Genomic DNA, 19,043 nt, shown 5'->3' with positions numbered 1-19,043 from the left:
TGCAACTAACTGTTTATTTGACACACCCCGCGAGTGGTCGCACTATATAAATGAATGTTTAGTTAGCAGGGTCCAGCCCTGCGGTTCCCGGCCTTCCCCAGCCACCGCCTTCCCGGAAGCGAAGAGACCTCATGACCAAGACCTGGCTCATCACCGGCAGCTCCCGCGGCTTCGGCAGGGCACTCGCCCGCCACGTCCTCGACAACGGCCACCGTGTCGTGGCCACGGCCCGCCGCCCTGAGCAGCTCAAGGACCTCGTCGAGCGCTACGGCGACCGAGTCCGCGCCGTCGCCCTCGACGTCACCGACCCGGCGGCCGCCCGCGCCGCCGTGCAACTGGCCCTGGACGCCTTCGGCAGGCTCGACATCGTCGTGAACAACGCCGGGTACGCCAACAGTGCCGCCATCGAGGACATGCCGGACGAGGACTTCAGGGCCCAGATCGAGACGAACCTGTTCGGCGTCGTCAACGTCACGAAGGCTGCCCTGCCCGTACTGCGCCGACAGGGTTCCGGCCACTTCCTCCAGTTCTCCTCCATCGGCGGACGCGTGGGCGGATCACCGGGCCTGAGCGCCTATCAGACCGCGAAGTTCGCCGTCGAAGGCTTCTCCGAAGTCCTCAACGCCGAGGTCGGGCCCCTCGGTATCAAGGTCACCATCATCGAGCCCGGTGGCTTCCGCACCGACTGGGGCGGCTCGTCCATGACCGCCCTGCCCGTAAGCCCCGCGTACGAAGAGACCGTTGGCGCGATGAACCGCTACCGCGAACAGACCGCCGCCACCTGGCCCGGAGACCCGGCCCGGGCAGCCAGGATCATCACCGACCTCGTCGGGCTAGACGAGCCGCCGCTGCGCCTGTTGCTCGGCGCCGGAGCTGTCGAGATGGCGGCCACTGCCTCCCGTACCCGTGCCGCCGAAGCCGAGCGGTGGGCCGACGTCAGCCGCTCGGCGGACTTTCCCGCGGGCGAATGACGGAGGCGACGGGGAGGAGATGACGGGGAGGAGGTGACGGGGCAGAGCACGTACACCGGATCAGCCCCCGCGGCGGCTCGACTCATGACGTTGTTGACGGCGGGGTTGCGGCGGTCGCCCGGTCGGGATCGGATGCGGAGGGTTTCGCGCGGACCACGGCTTGATCGCCTCGTGGTCCGAACAGGTGCAGGATTTCGACGGCGCTGTTGTTCGCCGGACCGAACCAGTGCGGTTCTCGGGTGTCGAACTCGGCCACTTCGCCCGGGTGGAGTGTGCAGTCCTGCTGTCCGAGGATGAGGCGTAGTTCGCCCGCGAGGACGTAGAGCCACTCGTAGCCGTCATGGGTCACCAACGCCGGCTCGCGGGGAGCCAGTACCTGCTTGAACACCTGCACCCGACCCGGGTACTGCGTCAGAGGCACAAGGACGCTGCCGTGACCTTTGCGCAAGGGCTTGAGATGCACCCGAGGATCACCGGTGGCCGGCGCGGCCACCAGCTGGTCGAGTGCGACGCGGTGCGTACGCGCGAGCGGGATGAGCAACTCCAGGGTCGGGCGCCGCTTGCCCGACTCGAGACGCGACAGCGTGCTCACCGACATTCCGGTCGTCGCCGCGAGCGCCTCCAGTGTGAGTCCGCGGTCCCGGCGCAGCGTGCGCAGCCGGGGGCCGATGCCGTCGATGATCTGTTCCAGCTCCGCGTCCATGGGGTCCAGTTTGCAGCCTTCGCAAATTTGGTGGGCGGCGGGTGCGGTCCGGCCTGAGCCTTGCCGGGCAGCCCCTTCCGGACGTGAGAGGTACCAAGTGACCGCGACCACCCATCCCATTCAGCCACTTGACCCCGTTCAGCCCGTTCTGAGCGCACGCAGACGCTGGACGGTGCTGGCCGTCTGCTGTCTGAGCATGTTCCTGGTGGGCCTGGACACCACCATCGTCAATGTCGGATTGCCGGCGATCGGGCATGGTCTCGGTATCGGGACCCGCAGCCTCGAATGGACCGTGGACGCGTACACGCTCGTCCTGGCCAGTCTCCTGATCTCCTCCGGCGCGCTGGCGGACCGGTTCGGACGCCGACGGGTGTTCCAGGTCGGCCTGGTCGTGTTCGGTGCGGCTTCGCTGGTCTGCGCGATCGCCCCTTCGGTGGGCATGCTGATCGCGGCCCGCGCCGTCCAGGGAATCGGCGCCTCGATGCTCAGTCCCGTGGCTCTCGCGATCGTGGTGAACGCGATGCCCGACCCGAGGGAGCGAGCGCAGGCGATCGGTGTCTGGGCGTCGGTCTTCGGGCTCAGCATGGCAGCCGGCCCTGTTACGGGTGGCGCCCTCATCGCGGGCTTCGGCTGGCGGTCGGTGTTCTGGATCAACGCGCCGGTCATCGTGGCCGCCCTCGTGCTCAGCGCGCTCTTCGTGCCGGAGTCCCGGGCACCGCGGGCACAGCGGCTCGACCTCCCGGGGCAGGCCCTGCTGACCGTGGTCATCGGCGTCTCGGTCGGCGTCCTCATCGAGGGACCGCGCATCGGTTGGGCGTCGCTTCCGGCGCTGGTCGCGTACGCGATCGCCGCCGTGGCGGCAGTCGGATTCGTGTCGGTCGAATCCCGCCGGAGCGAGCCGCTGATGGATCTACGGCTCTACCGGCATCCGGTCTTCAGCAGCGCCGTGCTGGGCGCCGTGGCGGTTTTCGTCGCCCTGAACGTGACGCTCCTGCTCAACACCCTCTACCTGCAACACGCCCGAGGATGGACACCACTGGCCGCCGGGGTGGCGACGTTGCCCATGGCCCTCGGAGCGACCGTCTGCGCACCCCTGTCCGGCCGCCTGGTCGGTCGTATCGGACCGCGGTTGCCGCTTGTCCTGGCCGGCGGCTTCATCACCGTGGGCGGACTCTGCCTGGTCGGGCTCGACCAGCACACGAGCGTGCTCCTGCTCCTGTCGGCCTACTTGCTCATCGGCGTCGGGTTCGGCTTCGCCAACGCGCCGATCACCAACACCGCGGTGAGCGGACTGCCTTCCACCCGTGCGGGCGTGGCCGGAGCGATCACGTCCACCGCACGCCAGCTCGGCTCCGCGCTCGGCATAGCCATCGCCGGCGGCCTGGTCGCGGGCACCACCCCGACGGGACTCGCGCACGCGTCCCGCCCGGGCTGGATCCTGGTGTCCGCCTGCGGACTGTTCCTGCTCCTCGTGGCTCACGCGGCACGGCCGAAGGAGGACACGATTCACCCCACCTCCCCGCAGACGCGGTGAGCCGAGTGGTCAACGCATCTCGGACACCGCCTCGACCCCGACATTGACTTCGTCGACAGGGCCGGCCATGGCAGCCAGCCGCCCGGCCCTCGCGTCCAGCGGTGTCAGCTCCTGCGGTATCGGTACCCCTGCTATGGAGAAAAGGTCTGCGGTGCGCAGGCCGAGCGCGGGCGCGAGCTGTCCGAGCAACCTCGGGGAGGGTCTTCCGGCTCGTCTGGTGCAGCGTGGCGATCTCTTGCGACCGAACGTCGTCCTGCTCAACCGGTCTTTCTGCCGTGGGCGGCAGTCGCGCTCCGACAGGAACTGTTCGATGGAGCCGCAGCCCCGGCCGCGTCATCCGTCACCCCTCGGGGCTACTGAACTTGATTGGGTGATGTCGGTGCCGTTCGCCTGACAGTTGGCCGGCGGCGGTAGCCCTGTGTCTGTGAGGTATGCGCAGGGCGGCGGGCTGACCGACGCTGAGAGGGCTGCAAGGGAGCGGATACGGCTCCAGGCCGTGGAACGCTTCGCGGACGGGCAGAAGAACCAGCAGATCGCGGCTGAACTGCGGGTGAGTGTGAGGTCCGTGGAGCGGTGGCGGCGGGCGTGGCGCGAGTGCGGTGAGGCCGGGCTGCTCTCGAAGGGCTCTCCTGGAAGGACCCGGCTCAGCGAGGCCCAGTTTGCGAGGTTGGAGCGGGAGTTGGAGCGCGGCCCGCTCGTTCACGGGTGGGCGGACCAGCGGTGGACGCTGGCGCGGATCAAGACGCTGATCGGCCGGCTGTTCCACGTCTCGTACACGGTGGAGGGCACCTGGCAGCTGCTCAAGCGGCACGGCTGGTCGTTGCAGCAGCCCGCCCGCAGGGCCATCGAACGCGACGACGAGGCGGTCGAGGTGTGGAAGAAAGAGACCTGGCCGCGGGTAAGAGCATCGCGGCGGAGCGCGGGGCCTGGATCGTCTTCGAGGACGAGGCCGGGCAGTCGATGACTCCGCCGCGCGCCAGAACTTGGGGCCGGATCGGCCATACCCCGGTCGTGCGGGTGAGGGGACGCGGCTCGGGCCGCGTCTCGATGGCGGGGATGACCTGTTACAAGCCCGGCCAGCGGTCGCGGCTGATCTATGCAGTGCGCGAGTACACCGGCCGCAAGAACACGCCGAAGGGCTTCGGCTGGCGCGACTTCCGCGACCTGACCGTCCGCGCCCGCATCCAGCTCGGCGTCCCGATCGTGCTCGTCTGGGACAACGTCCGGCTCCACCTGACCGCCGGGATGCGGAAGTTCATCGACGCCAACACCGAATGGCTCACCGTGTTCCAGTTGCCGACCCACGCACCTGACCTCAACCCCCAGGAAGGCATCTGGTCGCTGGTCAAACGCGACATCGGCAACCTCGCCGCCGCCGACCTCAGCCAGATCACCACAGCTGTGAAGCACCGTCAAAACGATCCAGTACCGCCCACACCTCATTGATGGCTGCCTCGCCGGCACCGGCCTCACCCTGGACGGCTGACCGACATCACCCAATCAAGTTCAGTAGCGAGGAGGCTCGGTCAAGCTCAGCTTCTCCACAGGGCACCGCCCACCGCACCCTTGAAGACGCCGCTGCCCTCCGCCCACGTCACGACGAAAGCCGATCGCCAGCCTGACCTGGCATTAGGACGAATCTAGGACGGTTCAAGGACCAGCGTCTGTAGCGTCTCCGCGGAGTCATCGGCGACCGGGTGGTAGGACACCCGGCCACCGTTGCCCCCGCCGTCCACCCGCAACAAGGGAGAGGTCCGTGAGGGCACCACATAGTATATTGCGCGCGTTCGCAGTCATCAGTCTGCTGTTCACCGGGACGGTGATCGCAGCCGCGCCGGCTTCGGCGACACCACAGGCTCCAATCGTCACCGACGTCTCCGTCAAGGTGACATCCGCGAAGGGCTCAGTACTACCCTGCGCGCAGCAGATTAAGGCGCAGGCGCCAAAATCCTGGTCGCCCAACGCTGTCGCCAAGGCAGTCGCAACACTTTGCGACTTTAAAGTCAGCCACGTCGAAACGACTAGCCCGTCAACGATGCATCCGCTATCGACGGGGCCTGGCAGTTTCTGCACAAAAGCAGACGACGGCATTCCCACCGTCGAAGACGTGAGAATCAGTTGGTGCTTTGGGGTGCACGCTGGCACTCCAGGATGGGCGCAGCCAACTAGCCTGCATTGCAGCCAGTCTGCGACCGGGTTCTCGATCGATCTGAAAGGCCCGTGCCAATGGTATGGGCAGAACCCGGCTTATGGAAATGGAAACCAAGCGTTCGGCGCAACCGAGAACTTCACTAGTAGCGCCAAAATTTTTGGGGTTGGGTTTAGCGCTGATCACTATCTGAACATAGCGACACACTGGGACGGCACGAGTTGCATGAGTAGCGACGAAGATACCGCCGGTAACTGCTGGACGCCCTAGCCTCTTGTGGCCCCCATCGCGAGATGGGGGCCACTTTGGCGGATCTAGTACTCCAGCCGTAGATCGTGATCACGGATGAGAAGGTCTCCCGTCCCGATAGCCTGCGGTGAGGTCGCCACGGCGGCTTCACCGCAATGGTAGGAAGGATGTGTCGTGATCCGTCCGGAGGTTGCTGACTTCACCGCCCTGGGCAAACTCCCGTCCGAGGACGGCGAGCCCGACGAGGCTCTTGAGGAGGCCGTCGAACGCGCGGGAGCTCTTCTGGGTCTTATTGAGCGACCCGTGACCGATGAGGAGGCCCATGCCTTGGCGGACTGCTTCGGCGACGACGAATGCTTCGGCGTGGCCTGGGTCCTCCTGCATCTCATCGAGACGGCTCCTCACGCGCGTGAGGACCAGCCTGAAGCCGCTCGACGATGGCGCGATGGTCTGACGAGCCAGTCCCACGCGCAGGCTACCGACGAGCGGCCTTCACATCCGTGATCACGATGGTGAGTGGCGCTTCTCCGCCTACCCGAGTTCACCGAGACGGAGGGTGTCCCTTATCTCGCTGAGCTTCGCGGTTGTCGCCGGGGTCCTTTCCTTCGCCTGTTCGCCGAGACGGAGGGCGTCCTCAATCGCGCTGAGCTTCGCGGAGGACAGGACGCCCGCCCGCTCGATCAGGTCGTCCCGGGACACGGTGGTCAGCCACGTGCAGGGGGTAAAGCCCGGGCGCGGGAACGCGAACCGCAGCACGCCTTCAAAGGGCAGTCCTTCCCTGGCGCCTGCGTGCACTTCGACGCCCAGACCGCTGATGTCGACGCCCGCAGGAGTGACGACCTGCATCGCCCGGATCCTGGACGCGTCGTCTGCCGCCAACAGTACGACCAGCCGCCGCTCGTCGAACTCCACCCACCAGACTTCGCCACGTTGCATATGTCCTCCTGACTCAGGACGGCAGGCGGAACTGCGCGACCCTGACGCGTTGTGGAGACGGATGCGGCCACCGTTGATCATCGTGAGTTGTGTGGACTGACGAAGAGACGGTGGCCGCAGGTCACAGGATAGAACCCGCCCGTTGGCGGGACGCGTTCGAGGGCCTGATGGGCCGGATCGCGGGGCGCTTCGCCCGGGTCGAACCCCGGCGCAGGGCGGCGCGGTTGGTGCTCGGTCTGTTCGCCGACCTGCCGCGCAAGAACTGCTGGACCATCGCCGAGTGGGCTGGCGAGACCACTCCGGACGGCATGCAGCATCTGTTGGCAGGGCCAAGTGGGATGCCGATCAGGTCCGCGACGACGTGTGCGGCTACGTGGTGAAGCACCTGCACGACGACGGGGCGGTGCTGGTCGTCGACGAGACCGGCGATGTGAAGAAGGGCACTGGCACGGTCGGCGTCCAGCGCCAATACACCGGCACTGCCGGCCGCATCGAGAACTCCCAAGTCGCCGTCTACCTGGTCTACGCAGGCAAGCGCGGCCACGCCGCAGTGGACCGGGAACTCTACGTTCCGCGCTCCTGGACCTCCGACCCCGACCGCTGCCGCGCCGCGGGCCTTGCCGAGGAAACCACCTTCGCCACCAAGCCGGAGCTGGCCACGCGTATGGTCGCCCGGTTCCTGGACGCCGGCTATCAGGCTGCCTGGGTTGCCGGCGACGAGGTCTACGGCGGCAACCCGAAGTTGCGAACCGCGCTGGAGGAACGCGGCACGGGCTACGTCCTCGTGGTGGCCTGCTCGCACGAAGTCACCACCGGTGCGGGGAAGTTCCGTGCGGACATCTTGGCCAAGAAGGTGCCCAAGCGGGCCTGGCAGAAGCTCTCCGCAGGGGCCGGGGCCAAGGGCCACCGCGTCTACAACTGGGCAGTCATCGACCTCCCCGACCCCCGCCCCGGGAGTCGTCAGCTACTGATCCGCCGTAACCGCAGCACCGGCGAACTCGCCTACTACCGCTGCTACTCGCCCGCGTCCGTGCCGCTGACCGTGCTGGTCAGAGTCGCCGGATCAAGATGGCGGGTGGAGGAGTTCTTCCAGTCGGGCAAGGGCCTGGCCGCACTCGACGAGCACCAGGTCCGCCGCTATACCTCCTGGACCCGCTGGGTCACCCTCGCCATGCTCGCGCACGCTTTCCTCGCCGTCGTACGCGCAGACGAGCACACCCGCCCCGCACCCGATGCCCTCATTCCGCTCACCTGCAACGAGATCCAGCGCCTGTTCATCACCCTCGTCGTCCGACCCGTCCACGACACAGCCCACCGGATCGATTGGTCGAACTGGCGACGCCGCCACCAGGCCCGATCCCGAGCCAGCCACTACCGACGACAAGCCACTCAGGAAGAAGTTCAGTAGCCAATATCTGTGCCCGTGAAGTGAGAAAATGGCGGAAGGTGCAACGAGGTTTACTGCATCGACAGGCCGAGCGCGGTTATTTACCGCACGCGATCGATCGCAACGTGCTACTGTAGATCCCAGTTGCAGTTGTGGTTCCCGAAATCTTGCAAGTGCCCTCACCGGCTTCATCTGCCGGTGGCGCTCTTTTTCGGCTCCGGCGATCTTTCCGGCGGGATAATCATCGCGGCGACGCGGAGTACGCACAGTGCGAAGCTCCGAACACCGTCCCGAAGGAGATTTATATGGCTGCCGGTACCGTGAAGTGGTTCAACGCGGAAAAGGGCTTCGGCTTCATCGAGCAGGACGGCGGCGGCGCGGACGTCTTCGCCCACTACTCGAACATCGCCGCCCAGGGCTTCCGCGAGCTGTCGGAGGGCCAGAAGGTGACCTTCGACATCGCTCAGGGTCAGAAGGGCCCGACGGCCGAGAACATCGTTCCCGCCTGACGCTGACACGTACTTCGCAGCTGGGGCCCGCACCTTGGGTGCGGGCCCCAGTTCGCCGCTTTCCGGGGCGCAGTCGCTCCGTCAGGGCCGTGGTGATGTCACCCACGAGCTCCTCCGAATTCCCTGCGGATGCTCCACCCCAACGCTCCGGATGCAAATCCGGCAAGGCCTCACTCAAGGAATGCCCGGTCTCACTGTCGAGATCGCGCTGCTCTCTACGGCGGCGTATTCCGAGGCCATTCCCTGCCGATCCGACCGATCTGACCGATCCGATCCGACCGATTCGGTTCCGCATTATTTTCGGCTCGTTCTTGCGATTCTCTGCGCTGTTCACTCGCTGCGGGAATTCCTTGATACGTGCCACATCAAGGAAGGTTCCACATGAACCGCACGCGTACAAATGATCGCTTCGCCCGTACCCGCACCCGCACCGGAAATTCTGGTTCCCAAAGGGGCGGCAGCCGCTTCGGAGCCGCATCCTCCAGCCGCTCCACCGCCCCCAGCCGTGCGAAGGGGTACGGACGCCAACAGGCCTCACCGCAAGGTGAGTTCGCGCTGCCGACGACGATCACCCCCGCGTTGCCCGCCGTCGAGGCGTTCGCCGATCTCGCCCTGCCGACGCCGTTGCTGGCCGAGCTCGGCCGCGCAGGTGTGACCGTACCGTTCCCGATCCAGGCGGCGACCCTGCCGAACTCCGTCGCGGGCCGTGACGTACTCGGCCGTGGCCGCACCGGCTCCGGCAAGACCCTCGCCTTCGGTCTCGCCCTGCTGGCCCGTACGGCCGGTCGACGCGCCGAGCCGCGGCTGCCGCTGGCCCTGGTCCTCGTCCCCACCCGAGAGCTGGCCCAACAGGTCACCGACGCGCTCACTCCGTACGCCCGTTCCGTGCGACTGCGTCTGGCCACGGTGGTCGGTGGGATGCCGATCGGCAGGCAGGCCAGTGCGCTGCGCGCCGGGGCCGAGGTCGTCGTAGCGACGCCGGGCCGGCTCAAGGACCTCATCGACCGCGGCGAATGCCGTCTGGACCAGGTCGCCATCACCGTCCTCGACGAGGCCGACCAGATGGCCGACATGGGCTTCATGCCCCAGGTCACCGCGCTGCTCGACCAGGTGAGTCCCGAGGGGCAGCGGATGCTGTTCTCGGCCACCTTGGACCGCAACGTCGACCTCCTGGTCCGCCGCTACCTGACCGACCCCGTGGTCCACTCCGTCGACCCGGCCGCGGGCGCGGTCACCACCATGGAGCACCACGTACTCCATGTGCACGGCGCGGACAAGCAGCGGACGACCACCGAGATCGCGGCACGCGAGGGCCGGGTGATCATGTTCCTGGACACCAAGCACGCGGTGGACCGGCTGACCGAGCACCTGCTGAACAGCGGCGTCCGCGCCGCGGCCCTGCACGGAGGCAAGTCCCAGCCGCAGCGCACACGGACCCTGGCCCAGTTCAAGACCGGGCATGTGACGGTGCTCGTGGCGACCAATGTCGCGGCGCGCGGGATCCACGTCGACAACCTCGACCTGGTCGTGAACGTGGACCCGCCCACCGACCCCAAGGACTATCTGCACCGGGGCGGCCGCACGGCCCGCGCCGGCGAGTCCGGCAGCGTCGTCACCCTGGTGACGCCTCAACAGCGACGCGACATGAGCCGACTGATGACTGCCGCCGGGATCACCCCCCAGACCACCCAAGTGCGCTCGGGCGAAGCCGAGTTGAGTCGCATCACCGGCGCCCAGGCCCCCTCGGGGATCGCGGTCACCATCACCGCGCCGGTCGTGGAACGTCCTCGGCGCGGCTCGTCTTCCCCGTCCCGGGGTCGCCGGGGCCGTACCGGCCAGGGCCGATCCGCCGGCGAGGCGGCACGCCGCACGCCGCGGCGGTCGTCCGCAGCCACAGCGGCGGCGTAGAACCCTCGTGATCGGAAACCTCACCCATCCATCCAGGAGGCCCCTTTGACACTGGTTCAGACGCAGCAACGCCTGGTCGGTCCCGCTCCGACGACCGTATTCGACGCCCTGGACGCATCCGGACCGCGGGTCGGTGACGACATCACCGTCGAGGTGGCCCTGTTCCTCATGGCCAGTGCCCGTGTCGAGTACCTGCTCCTTTGCGACGAGGACGAACACTGCACAGGTTCGGTCACGCGGGCCCAACTCGCCGTGGTCCGTGACAGCCCCGCCTACACGGACCGGATCCGTGTACGGGACGTCCTCGACACCGGCGGACCGCACGGCCGCGGCCCGGGCGCCCGCGCCCTCACCGTCTCCCTCTGATCCGGCTCACCCGATCGGCATCAGCCCCGTTCCTCCCTCTCCCTTCTCCCTTCCCTGCGAGGCAACATGCGCTGCGTCATCGCCCGGTTCCCCTTCGACCTCACCAAGAGCGGGGTACTTGCCTCGATGAAGGGCGTCAAGCCGGAGCCCATCACGGGGGAGTCCGTGCTCATCGGCCGCCGCCACTACCCCGCGAAGCAGGTGGGCGTGGTCATCACCCGGCAGGACCCCCGCGACTTCACCAGCGGGGAAGTCACCCGGGCCATGACGCGCCTCGGCTTCACTTGTCAAGGCACCCAGGAGCCCACCCGTGAGTCGGCGACCGCCATGCGGCCCCTTACGCCGTTGCAGACCGCGTCGGCGCTGCTCGGCAGCCCCACGCCTCTGGGACTGTGAGAACCGACGGAAGCTGACACCAGGACAACGATGGGGCCCTGCCGACGCGCGTCGGCAGGGCCCCATCGCGTGTCACCGTCCGGTCGACGGCTTCCGGCCGGCCGGAGCGGTCCGGTTACGGTGCCTCACTGGTCGGAGTAACTGAAGTCGCCCACGGTCCAGGCACTGACGTCCATGATCGCGACGCGATACATTCCGCCCGTCTCGGGAATTCCGACGCTGCCCTGCAGGATCCGGGCGAGGTGGAAGTGCAGATGTGTGGGGGCCTCGCCGGGTTCGGGCCGGCCCACGGTCCGGTCGGCGGAGAAGACGTCGGAGAAGGGGCCCAGGCGGTCCGAGTCCTTCAGGACCTCCGACACGCGCTCTCTCCATACGGCTTCGGGAGCCAGCCGCCCGGTGATGACGGCACCGCTGACCACCACGGTCAATGACATCTGATTGCTCTGCTCGGACTCCACCAGGGCGCAGAGATCCACGAGCAGCTCGTCAGGGTTCGACATGAGAGCCGATTCTATTCGGTGCGCGATCAGAGCGCTGGAGTCGGCAGACCGCCGCGCCTCCGCCGCCACCTGCCCGTATGGCCTGCACGACAGAGAATATCCATGCCTTGGGCAACCTAAAATCTATGTTTGACAGAGTAGACATTGGGCGGTGGCGTGATTAGTGTTTCTCTCGTAGTGTAGAAGTCCGCAGGTCGGGGTGACTGTGGAGTCTCGAAGCCGGGTTGTTCGTAGGACGGTGACGAGACGGACGGTCACGCGGTCTGCCAAGTGAGTTGATCCAGCGGAGGAACGGAAGGAGCCGACGCCATCGGGATCGCCCGGCCGACAAGCACGAGGTCGGGTGCCGCAAGACCCCGGAATGGAAGGTGGTCCCCGGTCACGCATCCGCGATCCCCGCATTCCCGCCCTCTCACAGGGGCCGGGTAGCGGAAACAAGAGGTCGGCAGAGCGGTAGCGCCGACAGATGGTGTTCAATTTCCTTCGGGGCCCTGGTGCCGTACGGCATCGGGGCCCCTCGACGCGTTGCACAACGAGGTGAAATGACAGCAGATACTCCACTGAGTGGTCGTCTGGACGACGACGACTACCCCGCGTACACGATGGGCCGGGCCGCCGAGATGCTCGGCACGACTCCCGGCTTCCTCCGGGCCATCGGCGAAGCCCGCCTGATCACTCCGCTGCGCTCGGAGGGTGGGCACCGGAGGTACTCCCGCTACCAACTCCGGATCGCCGCTCGCGCCCGCGAGCTCGTCGACAGGGGGACCCCCGTCGAGGCCGCTTGCCGCATCGTCATCCTCGAGGACCAACTCGAGGAAGCGCAGCGCATCAACGCCGAGTACCGTCGCGCCGCGAACGAGGTGTCCGACACTTCCAGTTCCGGCTGAGCGCGAACGGCCCAACCACGTATGCCCAACCACGTATGCCCAACCACGTATGCCCAACCGTGGGTCCTTCAACGGGACCACGGCCGTGCTCCGTGGTGGGCTGCGCAGTGCAACGGAGTTGACGCGCAGTGTGGAGGATCACCCGTATGGGGCATTCGCCTCGTCGGCGTCGGGGCGGCCGAGGAGCTACTGGTCGTTCTGGCCGTTCCGGTCGCTGGGGTCGGTGCGGAGGTTGGCCGCCAACCGGGTGATGCTCTGGACCGCGAGCTCGGCGAAGTTCGAGCGGGCGACGATCGCGGTGGTCTCCCCTTGCCTGCGGACGCTGCGCAGGTCGCGCTGGACCTGGCGCGAGAGCTGATGGAGCTCGCGTTGGGCGGTGGCGAGTCGCTGCTCGGCGGCGCCGCGGATCCGACGGTGCTCACGTCGGGTGCGGGGGACGGCCGAAGGGTTTGGTGCGGGCGTGTCGGCGCTCGTTTCTGCGTGGTGCGGCTGCGGTACCGCCACGGGGCGGATGCCGACGGCGTCGAGGTAGGTGGCGAGTGAGCCGAGGTCGGACGTGCCGACCACGGCCGCGACGTACCCGTCCGGACGGACCAGCACCCACTGCTCGGACGGCAGCCCGTATGCGCTGTGGACATGGCCGCCGGTGTCGAGGATGTCGCCCCCACCGCCGATGGTGTGGATGTGCAGGCCACGGCGCGGCGCCGGTGCCGGGGCATCGTCGACGTCGTGGCCGAGCAGGGTCCAGTGGGGCCCCTGGAACAGGCTGAACAAGCGCGTGGGGAGGCCGCCCGCGCCGGTCACGGGCGCGTCGGGCGCGCGGTCGCCGGCCCGGACGCTGTTGTCGCGGTCCGGACCGGTCATCGACAAGGGCGAGTCCAGGTAGCCGAGATCGAGCTGACTCACCTCGCGGCCCCGGTGGGTGTTTCGGTTCTTGGCCGCTTCGAGCAGCCTCTCGGAGAGGCCGAGGACTGCCTCGGCGATCGGCCGGCGCTCCTTCTCGTAGGTCGACAGCAACGAATCCGGAGCGCCGTCGAGCACGGCGGCGAGTTTCCAGCCGAGGTTGTAGGCGTCCTGGACGCTCGTGTTGAGGCCCTGTCCGCCGGTCGGCGGATGGCAGTGTGCCGCGTCCCCGGTCAGGAGCACCCGCTCGCGCCGGTAGGTGTCGGCCAGCCGGGCGTTCATCTCGAACGCGGACGCCCAGGACACCGAACGGATCACGACGTCGTTCCGGCCGGTGCGCTCGCGGAAGAACGAGGTGAGCCCCTCGGCCGAGAGGTCGATGTCGACCTCGAAGGGGATCGGGGCCTGGAGCTGGAACATGTCGGTGCCGTAGAGCGGGCACATCGACACCTGCGCCGCCGTGTCCTCGCCCCAGCGGTGCCAGGCGTCCGACGAGACGCCATCGACCAGTACGTCCGCGACGATCGCCCGGACGCCGAGGGTCTTGCCGGGGAAGCCGATGCCGAGGGCCTTGCGGACGAAGCTCGATCCGCCGTCGGCGCCTATCAGGTACGAGGCCCGCACGGTCCGCTCGCCGTCAGGGGTCGCGATCCGTGCGGTCACGCCGTCGGCGTCCTGGTCGAAGCCGACGAGTTCGTGGCTGTAGTGCGGGGCGTGGCCGAACTCGGTCAGCCGTTCCCGCAGCCGGCGCTCGGTGAGGAACTGCGGGACGAGCAGCGGAATCTGGTACGGCTCGTCCGGCGTCGGATCCGACATCTCGACGGTGGCCTTGTCGACCGGTCCCTCGGCGGTGTGGAAACGCTGGACGGGGTACTCACCCCCGGAGGCGACGATCCGGTCGATCACGCCGAGATCCTCGAACACCTCTTGGCTTCGGGGCTGAATGCCCTTGCCGCGTGAGCCGATGAACGGATGCGCCGCCTTGTCGATCAGCAGGAATCCGACATTCCGGCGGGCGAGGTCGATGGCGAGGGTTAATCCGGCCGCTCCCGTTCCGCAGATGATCACGTCGGTGTCCGGGTTGTGAGTCATGGCTCAGCTCTCCGTCGGCAGTAGTTGTCCGGGCGGTTTCAGCACGCTCGTAGGCCACACACCAAGATTGGTTCGTGGCACGTACTAAATTAGTTCGCGGCACGTACCTTTGCAAGTAGAATCGGAGTATGACTTCGCCCAACGACACGCCGCCCCCGGTCGCACCGTCACGCACAGGTGAGGAGCCCGGGCCGGTGGACGTGGACGCCCTCGCCCAGCTGTCGTTTCTGGTGCACAACGCCCTGGACGAGATCGCCGGGCAGCATGACTTGTCGATCATCCAGACGCGGCTGCTCGGGGTGCTGCGGGACCGGGAGCCGACGATGAACCAGCTCGGTCGGCTGCTCGGCCTGGACAAGTCCTCGATCAGCGGACTGGTCGACCGCGCACAGCGTCGCGGCCTGGTCACGCGCACCGTCAGCGCGAACGACCGCCGCGCGTTCCAGGTGTCGATCACCGACGCCGGCCGACAGCTCGTCGAACAGCTCGCGGCAGAGTTCGCCGAGCGGATCGAGCTGTCCGTCGCGCCGCTCTCGGACGCCGACCGGCAGCGGCTGTCCCAGTTGGCGGCCCAGGTCGTGGCCTCCGACGCCCACCGCCGCGGTATCGACCTGCGCACCACACCCCGCTGACCGGGCCTCAGAGAACCCGCTCGTGCTGGGGGAGGGGGCGGCTCGAACGACAACGCCTGGCTCTCCTGGGCCGGACCTCCGAGGCCGCCCCCTCTTCACCGCGTGTGGATCACCAGCCGATGCCGAGCGTCAGCCCGGTCGGCGGGTTCGCGTTGCCCAGGATCTGCACGGACGACTGGTCGTTGACGTCGTCGTAGGGGAAGGCGTAGGCCCGCCGGCCGAGGCCGACGGTGTGGAGGAAGGCGGCGTAGTCGTTCTTGATGCCTCCGGTGTAGTAGGCGGACGGGGTGTACCAGGCCGAGGTGTCGAGGGCCACGCCCCGGTTGAACGCGGCGCAGAACTCCGCGCCGAGCTGTTTTTCCGGGTCGCTGCCCGTGGCCAGCGCGCCCGCGCAGGCCACGACGTCCGGGGAGGACGGCTTCTGGAGCGTGTAGGGACCGGTGCCGTTCTTGGTGAAGGTGAGCGTGGTCCCGGAGACACCGCCGGTGAAGGTCTCACCGAGCCGGGTCAGCCTGAAGGGGTGCGTGGAGTAGTAGGACCAGGTCTGGTCGATGGTCGACTGGAGGTAGTTCGCCTGGGAGCCTCCCGTGAGGAAGAGGTTGGAGGAGCGCGGCGCGGTGATCCGGTAGGTGCTCTGCAGCGGCTTGAAGGCCGCGCCCACCGAGGCGGCGTACTGGGACATCACCTGGGCGCGGGTCAGTGTGATGCCCCGTGTGGTGTCGTAGCCGCTCGACGTCTGCGTCAGACGTGAGGTCATCGGGAAGCCGAACTGGTCGACCTGGGTGGTGTTGCCGCCGAAGGCCACCTGCCCGAAGACGTACGTGTACTCGTACCAGTCGTAGTAGACGTCGGTGTTGGGGTCGTTCGGGTTGCGCAGGTCAGGGCCGCCCCAGCCCTGGTCGTCCGGGGAGACCGGGATGTAGAGCGGGGAGCCGAGGGAGACGTAGATCCGGCCGCCGCGGATCGATGTCGGCGAAGGTACCGAACCGCCCGACTGGGCGAGCGTGAACGACATGTCTGGATAGTTCACGCCGTTCTTGGTCAGGTGTCCCGGCGCGTTCGCGTCCAGGTGGTTGATGTGGGTCATGGTCCCGTCGGCCTTCATGTACGACCACTGACCGGGCGTCACCTGGCCGAGCACGGTGACGTAGATCTGTGTACTGGCGTACGCGCCACGGGTGTTGTTCTGGAACGTGATGGGGAAGCTGCCGCCCCCGCTCCCGCCGCCGCCGCTGCCGATGGCGTAGGAGAAGTGCGGAGTGTCGTAGAGCGGGCCGCTCTTCTCGTACGTGAACCAGTACTCCAGGGTGAAGCCGCTCGGCAGGCCGCTGACGTTCTGCTGCCAGGTGCCCGCGTTGTTCGTCATCCGAAAGTTCTGCTGGCCGGCGCCGGCCGACAGGTAGTGCACGTCGACCAGGGACGCGGGGGTGGTCGGCTTGAACCAGATCTGGACCGAACCGGAACCGGTCGAGGTGACGCCCTGGGTGTAGTCGGCGGCGGCCTTCGCGGGCACCGCCCCGGCCAGGCCGAGCGCCAGCACCGTGAGGAGGGCGGTCAGGACGGCTGTCACCAGCCGCCTGACCTCGGGGCGTGATCTCCTGGACCTGGCCGGGAGATGTACGATCATTCGTCAACTCTCCCGTCAGTGGCCGAAGTCGAACCAGTTGACGTTCACGAAGTCCGCGGGCTGGCCGCTGGTGAAGGTCAGATAGACGTCGTGGGTTCCGGTGACGGAGCTGATGTTCGCGGGGACCGTCTTCCACGCCTGCCAGCCACCGGTGTTGGCCACCGCGAAGCTGCCTATCGGCGCGCTCGTGCGGCTGTCGAGGCGCACTTCGACCAGTCCGCTGACACCGCCCGCCGCGCCGCTCGCGACCCGGCCGTAGAACTGCCTTGCCGCCGTGGCGCCGAAGTCGACACCCTTGTAGAGCGCGTAGTCGCCGTTCGCGAGCGTGTCGATGTTCTGGCCGCCGCCCGTGTCCGTGGTGGTCTCCGTGCCGACGCCCGCCTGGCCGTCGTACGACTCGGCCTGGATCGCGCTGTACGCGTCACGATTGCCGGAAGGCGGCGGGGTCGTGGGCGGCGGGGTCGTGCCGCCACCGCCGGTCGACTGGAGCACCTGGACGTAGTCGACCAGGAGCGGGTGGCCGGGGTCCGTGCCGCCGTCGGGGCCGCCGCCGAAGGCCGCCGGGAACTCGCCGCCCATCGCCACGTTCAGGATGATGAAGTAGCCGTGGTTGGTGGCGTTGGCCCAGGTCGTGGCGTCGACCTGATTCTGCCTGACCGTGTGGAAGTTGACGCCGTCGAGGTAGAAGCGCATCTCCTCGGGGCTGGTCGACCTGTCCCACTCCACGGCGTAGGTGTGGAAGCCGCCCTGGCAGGTCGTGCCCTCGCAGACCTTCTGGCCGCCGATGCCGGACTTCTCGTTGCAGGGGCCGCCCGGGCTGGTGCCGCAGTGCATCGTGGCCCACTCGTTGTTGATGCCCTGGACGTTCTCCATGATGTCCAGCTCGCCGACGCCGGGCCAGTTCCACCAGTTGCCGCGGTACGGGGCGCCCAGCATCCAGAAGGCGGGCCAGTAGCCCTTGGCGGCCGCGCCGGTCACGTTCGGCATCTGGAGCCGGGCCTCGACGCGGAGTTTGCCGCCGGCGGGCGGCTGGAAGTCGGAGCGATTCGTCTCGATGCGGCCCGACGTCCAGTTCCCCGCGGCGTCGCGCCGTGGGGTGATCCGCAGGTTTCCGGCGCCGTCGAGCGAGACGTTGTTGGTGCTGGAGGTCATCGTCTCGACCTCGCCGGTACCGAAGCCGGCCGGGCCGCCGGGATAGCTCGTGCCCGTCGTGTACTGCCAGTTCGAACTGTTGATGCCGGAGCCGGCGGCTCCGTCGAAGTCGTCGAGGAAGACCTGGGACCAGCCGGACGGGGGCGTGGGGGCGGACGCGTCGGCGGGGAGGGTGGCGGCCGCCGCCGCGGCGGCCGCGAGGCCGAGGGCGCTGAACACGGCGATGAGGACGCGCCGTAGGGAGCGGCGTCTGACAGGCGTGCCGGAGGGTTCACTCATGGGTGCCTCTTCGGGTACGGAGTGGGGAGCGCGGGTGGTGGTGAGAGCGCTCCGACGCTTTTTGAGAGCGCTCTCAAAACAGCTGCGCGGACAATGTGCTCCCCGTCACTCCGTACGTCAAGAGGTGAAGTCGGGAAACCCCTTCCGGCGTAGGTGAGTTCACGTCGTGAAAGAAGGGGGGTGTGCTCAGGGCGTATGCAAGGGGCACACGAGAAGCGCGGCATTGCGCGGATTGTGCCGAGCGGACACCGCCGTGGGCGGCGGGTTAAGGGGCGGCCGAGGGGAGTTGGGCGGCTGAGGACCACGCCCAGCAGGGACGACTGGGGGACGTAACCGAAGTGGCGGGAGTCCTGGGTGCGGGCGGCGTCGCCCCGGACGATCAGCGAACCGGGCGGCACCAGTCCGCCGTCCGGGGCCCCGACGATCTCGCGTACATCGGGCGGCACGGCATCGCCGGGCAGGGCGGAGACCCGCTTGACCAGCCAGGCCAGCGCGTCGTCGCCGTCGCCGAACGGGACGGGGTTGCGGAAGACCGCCGCGTCGCCGCGTCGCACGCGCGTGGTACGGCGGACGAGCAGCCGGTCGCCGTCCGCGAAGGCCGGGGTCATGCTCGACCCGGTGCTGATCGCGGCGTTCGGCGCGCTGGTGGGCGCCCTGCTCGTGATCTTCACGGACGAGCTGGGCACGCTGTTCGACGACGGCGCCCCACGCACCTCGGGACGCGTCCGCGGGTCAGCCCCGTAGGCGACCCGGGTGGGCGACCCGGTAGGCGACAACCCTCCCGATTTCCCGGGTGGTCGATGTTCACGCACCACCGTGGCGGCCACCGCGACGTACCCGTCGCAGTCGCCGCAGCACCACGG

The 19,043-nt window shown here is 68.0% G+C and carries 19 protein-coding genes and 1 pseudogene; 13 read left to right on the top strand and 7 right to left on the bottom strand.

Going from position 1 to position 19,043, the window contains the following annotated elements:
• Nucleotides 1-131: 131 nt before the first annotated feature.
• The gene (locus ACFZDJ_RS26290) at nt 132-971 is read left to right on the top strand and encodes an oxidoreductase (RefSeq protein ID WP_391062105.1); all 840 of its coding nucleotides are present in this window, start codon (nt 132-134) and stop codon (nt 969-971) included.
• An 82-nt stretch (nt 972-1,053) separates the two neighbouring features.
• On the opposite strand, the gene ACFZDJ_RS26285 is transcribed toward ACFZDJ_RS26290, so the two are convergent.
• The gene (locus tag ACFZDJ_RS26285; RefSeq protein WP_391062103.1) at nt 1,054-1,674 is read right to left on the bottom strand and encodes a helix-turn-helix domain-containing protein; all 621 of its coding nucleotides are present in this window, start codon (nt 1,672-1,674) and stop codon (nt 1,054-1,056) included.
• Between the two features lie 97 nt (nt 1,675-1,771).
• On the opposite strand from ACFZDJ_RS26285, the gene ACFZDJ_RS26280 reads away from it, so the two are divergent.
• The 4 genes from ACFZDJ_RS26280 to ACFZDJ_RS26265 all read left to right on the top strand — a co-directional run bounded on the left by ACFZDJ_RS26280 (nt 1,772) and on the right by ACFZDJ_RS26265 (nt 6,110).
• Complete coding sequence (locus ACFZDJ_RS26280; RefSeq protein WP_391062100.1) at nt 1,772-3,208, top strand: DHA2 family efflux MFS transporter permease subunit; 1,437 nt, start codon at nt 1,772-1,774, stop codon at nt 3,206-3,208.
• Nucleotides 3,209-3,632: 424 nt separating this feature from the next.
• Nucleotides 3,633-4,172, top strand: coding sequence for a winged helix-turn-helix domain-containing protein (locus ACFZDJ_RS26275; RefSeq protein WP_391062097.1), 540 nt, complete (start codon nt 3,633-3,635; stop codon nt 4,170-4,172).
• Nucleotides 4,082-4,654, top strand: a complete 573-nt coding sequence (locus ACFZDJ_RS26270) for a transposase (RefSeq protein ID WP_391062094.1) — start codon at nt 4,082-4,084, stop codon at nt 4,652-4,654. Before ACFZDJ_RS26275 ends, ACFZDJ_RS26270 begins: the two co-directional genes overlap by 91 nt.
• A gap of 1,126 nt (nt 4,655-5,780) precedes the next feature.
• On the top strand, nt 5,781-6,110 hold the full coding sequence (locus ACFZDJ_RS26265) for a hypothetical protein (protein ID WP_266944778.1): 330 nt from the start codon (nt 5,781-5,783) through the stop codon (nt 6,108-6,110).
• 27 nt (nt 6,111-6,137) lie between these two features.
• Here ACFZDJ_RS26265 and ACFZDJ_RS26260 read toward each other — a convergent pair whose 3' ends face one another.
• On the bottom strand, nt 6,138-6,542 hold the full coding sequence (locus tag ACFZDJ_RS26260; protein WP_391062091.1) for a type II toxin-antitoxin system PemK/MazF family toxin: 405 nt from the start codon (nt 6,540-6,542) through the stop codon (nt 6,138-6,140).
• Nucleotides 6,543-6,709: 167 nt separating this feature from the next.
• On the opposite strand from ACFZDJ_RS26260, the pseudogene ACFZDJ_RS26255 reads away from it, so the two are divergent.
• From ACFZDJ_RS26255 to ACFZDJ_RS26235, 5 genes and pseudogenes are all read left to right on the top strand, one after another.
• Nucleotides 6,710-7,950, top strand: a pseudogene (locus tag ACFZDJ_RS26255) (IS701 family transposase).
• 284 nt (nt 7,951-8,234) lie between these two features.
• The gene (locus ACFZDJ_RS26250) at nt 8,235-8,438 is read left to right on the top strand and encodes a cold-shock protein (RefSeq protein WP_030872951.1); all 204 of its coding nucleotides are present in this window, start codon (nt 8,235-8,237) and stop codon (nt 8,436-8,438) included.
• A 381-nt stretch (nt 8,439-8,819) separates the two neighbouring features.
• Nucleotides 8,820-10,346: a DEAD/DEAH box helicase gene (locus tag ACFZDJ_RS26245; protein WP_391062088.1), complete on the top strand. Its 1,527-nt coding sequence runs from the start codon at nt 8,820-8,822 to the stop codon at nt 10,344-10,346.
• A 45-nt stretch (nt 10,347-10,391) separates the two neighbouring features.
• Nucleotides 10,392-10,712, top strand: coding sequence for a hypothetical protein (locus ACFZDJ_RS26240; RefSeq protein ID WP_390940410.1), 321 nt, complete (start codon nt 10,392-10,394; stop codon nt 10,710-10,712).
• A gap of 66 nt (nt 10,713-10,778) precedes the next feature.
• Nucleotides 10,779-11,108 (top strand): SCO5918 family protein, encoded by a 330-nt coding sequence (locus ACFZDJ_RS26235; protein ID WP_384924047.1) that lies wholly within the window; start codon nt 10,779-10,781, stop codon nt 11,106-11,108.
• 125 nt (nt 11,109-11,233) lie between these two features.
• Here the strand turns inward: ACFZDJ_RS26235 and ACFZDJ_RS26230 are convergent, their stop codons facing one another.
• Nucleotides 11,234-11,608, bottom strand: a complete 375-nt coding sequence (locus tag ACFZDJ_RS26230; RefSeq protein ID WP_391062085.1) for a hypothetical protein — start codon at nt 11,606-11,608, stop codon at nt 11,234-11,236.
• 542 nt (nt 11,609-12,150) lie between these two features.
• Here ACFZDJ_RS26230 and ACFZDJ_RS26225 point away from each other — a divergent pair.
• Nucleotides 12,151-12,495, top strand: a complete 345-nt coding sequence (locus ACFZDJ_RS26225; RefSeq protein WP_054235794.1) for a MerR family transcriptional regulator — start codon at nt 12,151-12,153, stop codon at nt 12,493-12,495.
• A 186-nt stretch (nt 12,496-12,681) separates the two neighbouring features.
• On the opposite strand, the gene ACFZDJ_RS26220 is transcribed toward ACFZDJ_RS26225, so the two are convergent.
• A complete protein-coding gene (locus ACFZDJ_RS26220) occupies nt 12,682-14,490 on the bottom strand; it encodes an FAD-dependent monooxygenase (protein ID WP_391062082.1) in 1,809 nt (602 codons plus the stop codon).
• A gap of 128 nt (nt 14,491-14,618) precedes the next feature.
• Between ACFZDJ_RS26220 and ACFZDJ_RS26215 the strand changes: the two genes are divergently transcribed.
• Nucleotides 14,619-15,122 carry a MarR family transcriptional regulator gene (locus ACFZDJ_RS26215; RefSeq protein ID WP_391062079.1) on the top strand — a complete coding sequence of 168 codons (504 nt, stop codon included), beginning with the start codon at nt 14,619-14,621 and terminating at the stop codon, nt 15,120-15,122.
• Between the two features lie 109 nt (nt 15,123-15,231).
• Here ACFZDJ_RS26215 and ACFZDJ_RS26210 read toward each other — a convergent pair whose 3' ends face one another.
• Genes ACFZDJ_RS26210 through ACFZDJ_RS26200 form a run of 3 tightly spaced genes read right to left on the bottom strand, consistent with a single transcriptional unit; the run spans nt 15,232 to nt 18,758 of the window.
• Nucleotides 15,232-16,749 (bottom strand): beta-1,3-glucanase family protein, encoded by a 1,518-nt coding sequence (locus ACFZDJ_RS26210; protein WP_391062076.1) that lies wholly within the window; start codon nt 16,747-16,749, stop codon nt 15,232-15,234.
• 15 nt (nt 16,750-16,764) lie between these two features.
• Nucleotides 16,765-18,180 (bottom strand): carbohydrate-binding protein, encoded by a 1,416-nt coding sequence (locus ACFZDJ_RS26205; RefSeq protein ID WP_391062073.1) that lies wholly within the window; start codon nt 18,178-18,180, stop codon nt 16,765-16,767.
• A complete protein-coding gene (locus ACFZDJ_RS26200) occupies nt 18,177-18,758 on the bottom strand; it encodes a hypothetical protein (protein ID WP_391062508.1) in 582 nt (193 codons plus the stop codon). Before ACFZDJ_RS26200 ends, ACFZDJ_RS26205 begins: the two co-directional genes overlap by 4 nt.
• Here ACFZDJ_RS26200 and ACFZDJ_RS26195 point away from each other — a divergent pair.
• Nucleotides 18,655-18,924, top strand: coding sequence for a hypothetical protein (locus tag ACFZDJ_RS26195; protein WP_391062549.1), 270 nt, complete (start codon nt 18,655-18,657; stop codon nt 18,922-18,924). The genes ACFZDJ_RS26200 and ACFZDJ_RS26195 overlap by 104 nt on opposite strands.
• The last annotated feature ends 119 nt before the right edge of the window (nt 18,925-19,043 follow it).

It is taken from the genome of Streptomyces sp. NPDC007896, assembly GCF_042959425.1.
Classification (GTDB): Bacteria; Actinomycetota; Actinomycetes; order Streptomycetales; family Streptomycetaceae; genus Streptomyces.
Note: the sequence above shows the minus strand (reverse complement) of the source record. Positions and strands in the feature narration are given on the sequence as shown.

Bases quoted from the DNA above. Each gene is read 5' to 3' on its own strand.
- ACFZDJ_RS26285 (WP_391062103.1), bottom strand. From the start codon at position 1,674: ATGGACGCGGAGCTGGAACAGATCATCGACGGCATCGGCCCCCGGCTG.
- ACFZDJ_RS26220 (WP_391062082.1), bottom strand. From the start codon at position 14,490: ATGACTCACAACCCGGACACCGACGTGATCATCTGCGGAACGGGAGCG.
- ACFZDJ_RS26205 (WP_391062073.1), bottom strand. From the start codon at position 18,180: ATGAGTGAACCCTCCGGCACGCCTGTCAGACGCCGCTCCCTACGGCGC.
- ACFZDJ_RS26245 (WP_391062088.1), top strand. From the start codon at position 8,820: ATGAACCGCACGCGTACAAATGATCGCTTCGCCCGTACCCGCACCCGC.
- ACFZDJ_RS26235 (WP_384924047.1), top strand. From the start codon at position 10,779: ATGCGCTGCGTCATCGCCCGGTTCCCCTTCGACCTCACCAAGAGCGGG.
- ACFZDJ_RS26260 (WP_391062091.1), bottom strand. From the start codon at position 6,542: ATGCAACGTGGCGAAGTCTGGTGGGTGGAGTTCGACGAGCGGCGGCTG.
- ACFZDJ_RS26215 (WP_391062079.1), top strand. From the start codon at position 14,619: ATGACTTCGCCCAACGACACGCCGCCCCCGGTCGCACCGTCACGCACA.
- ACFZDJ_RS26230 (WP_391062085.1), bottom strand. From the start codon at position 11,608: ATGTCGAACCCTGACGAGCTGCTCGTGGATCTCTGCGCCCTGGTGGAG.
- ACFZDJ_RS26210 (WP_391062076.1), bottom strand. From the start codon at position 16,749: ATGATCGTACATCTCCCGGCCAGGTCCAGGAGATCACGCCCCGAGGTC.
- ACFZDJ_RS26250 (WP_030872951.1), top strand. From the start codon at position 8,235: ATGGCTGCCGGTACCGTGAAGTGGTTCAACGCGGAAAAGGGCTTCGGC.
- ACFZDJ_RS26225 (WP_054235794.1), top strand. From the start codon at position 12,151: ATGACAGCAGATACTCCACTGAGTGGTCGTCTGGACGACGACGACTAC.
- ACFZDJ_RS26290 (WP_391062105.1), top strand. From the start codon at position 132: ATGACCAAGACCTGGCTCATCACCGGCAGCTCCCGCGGCTTCGGCAGG.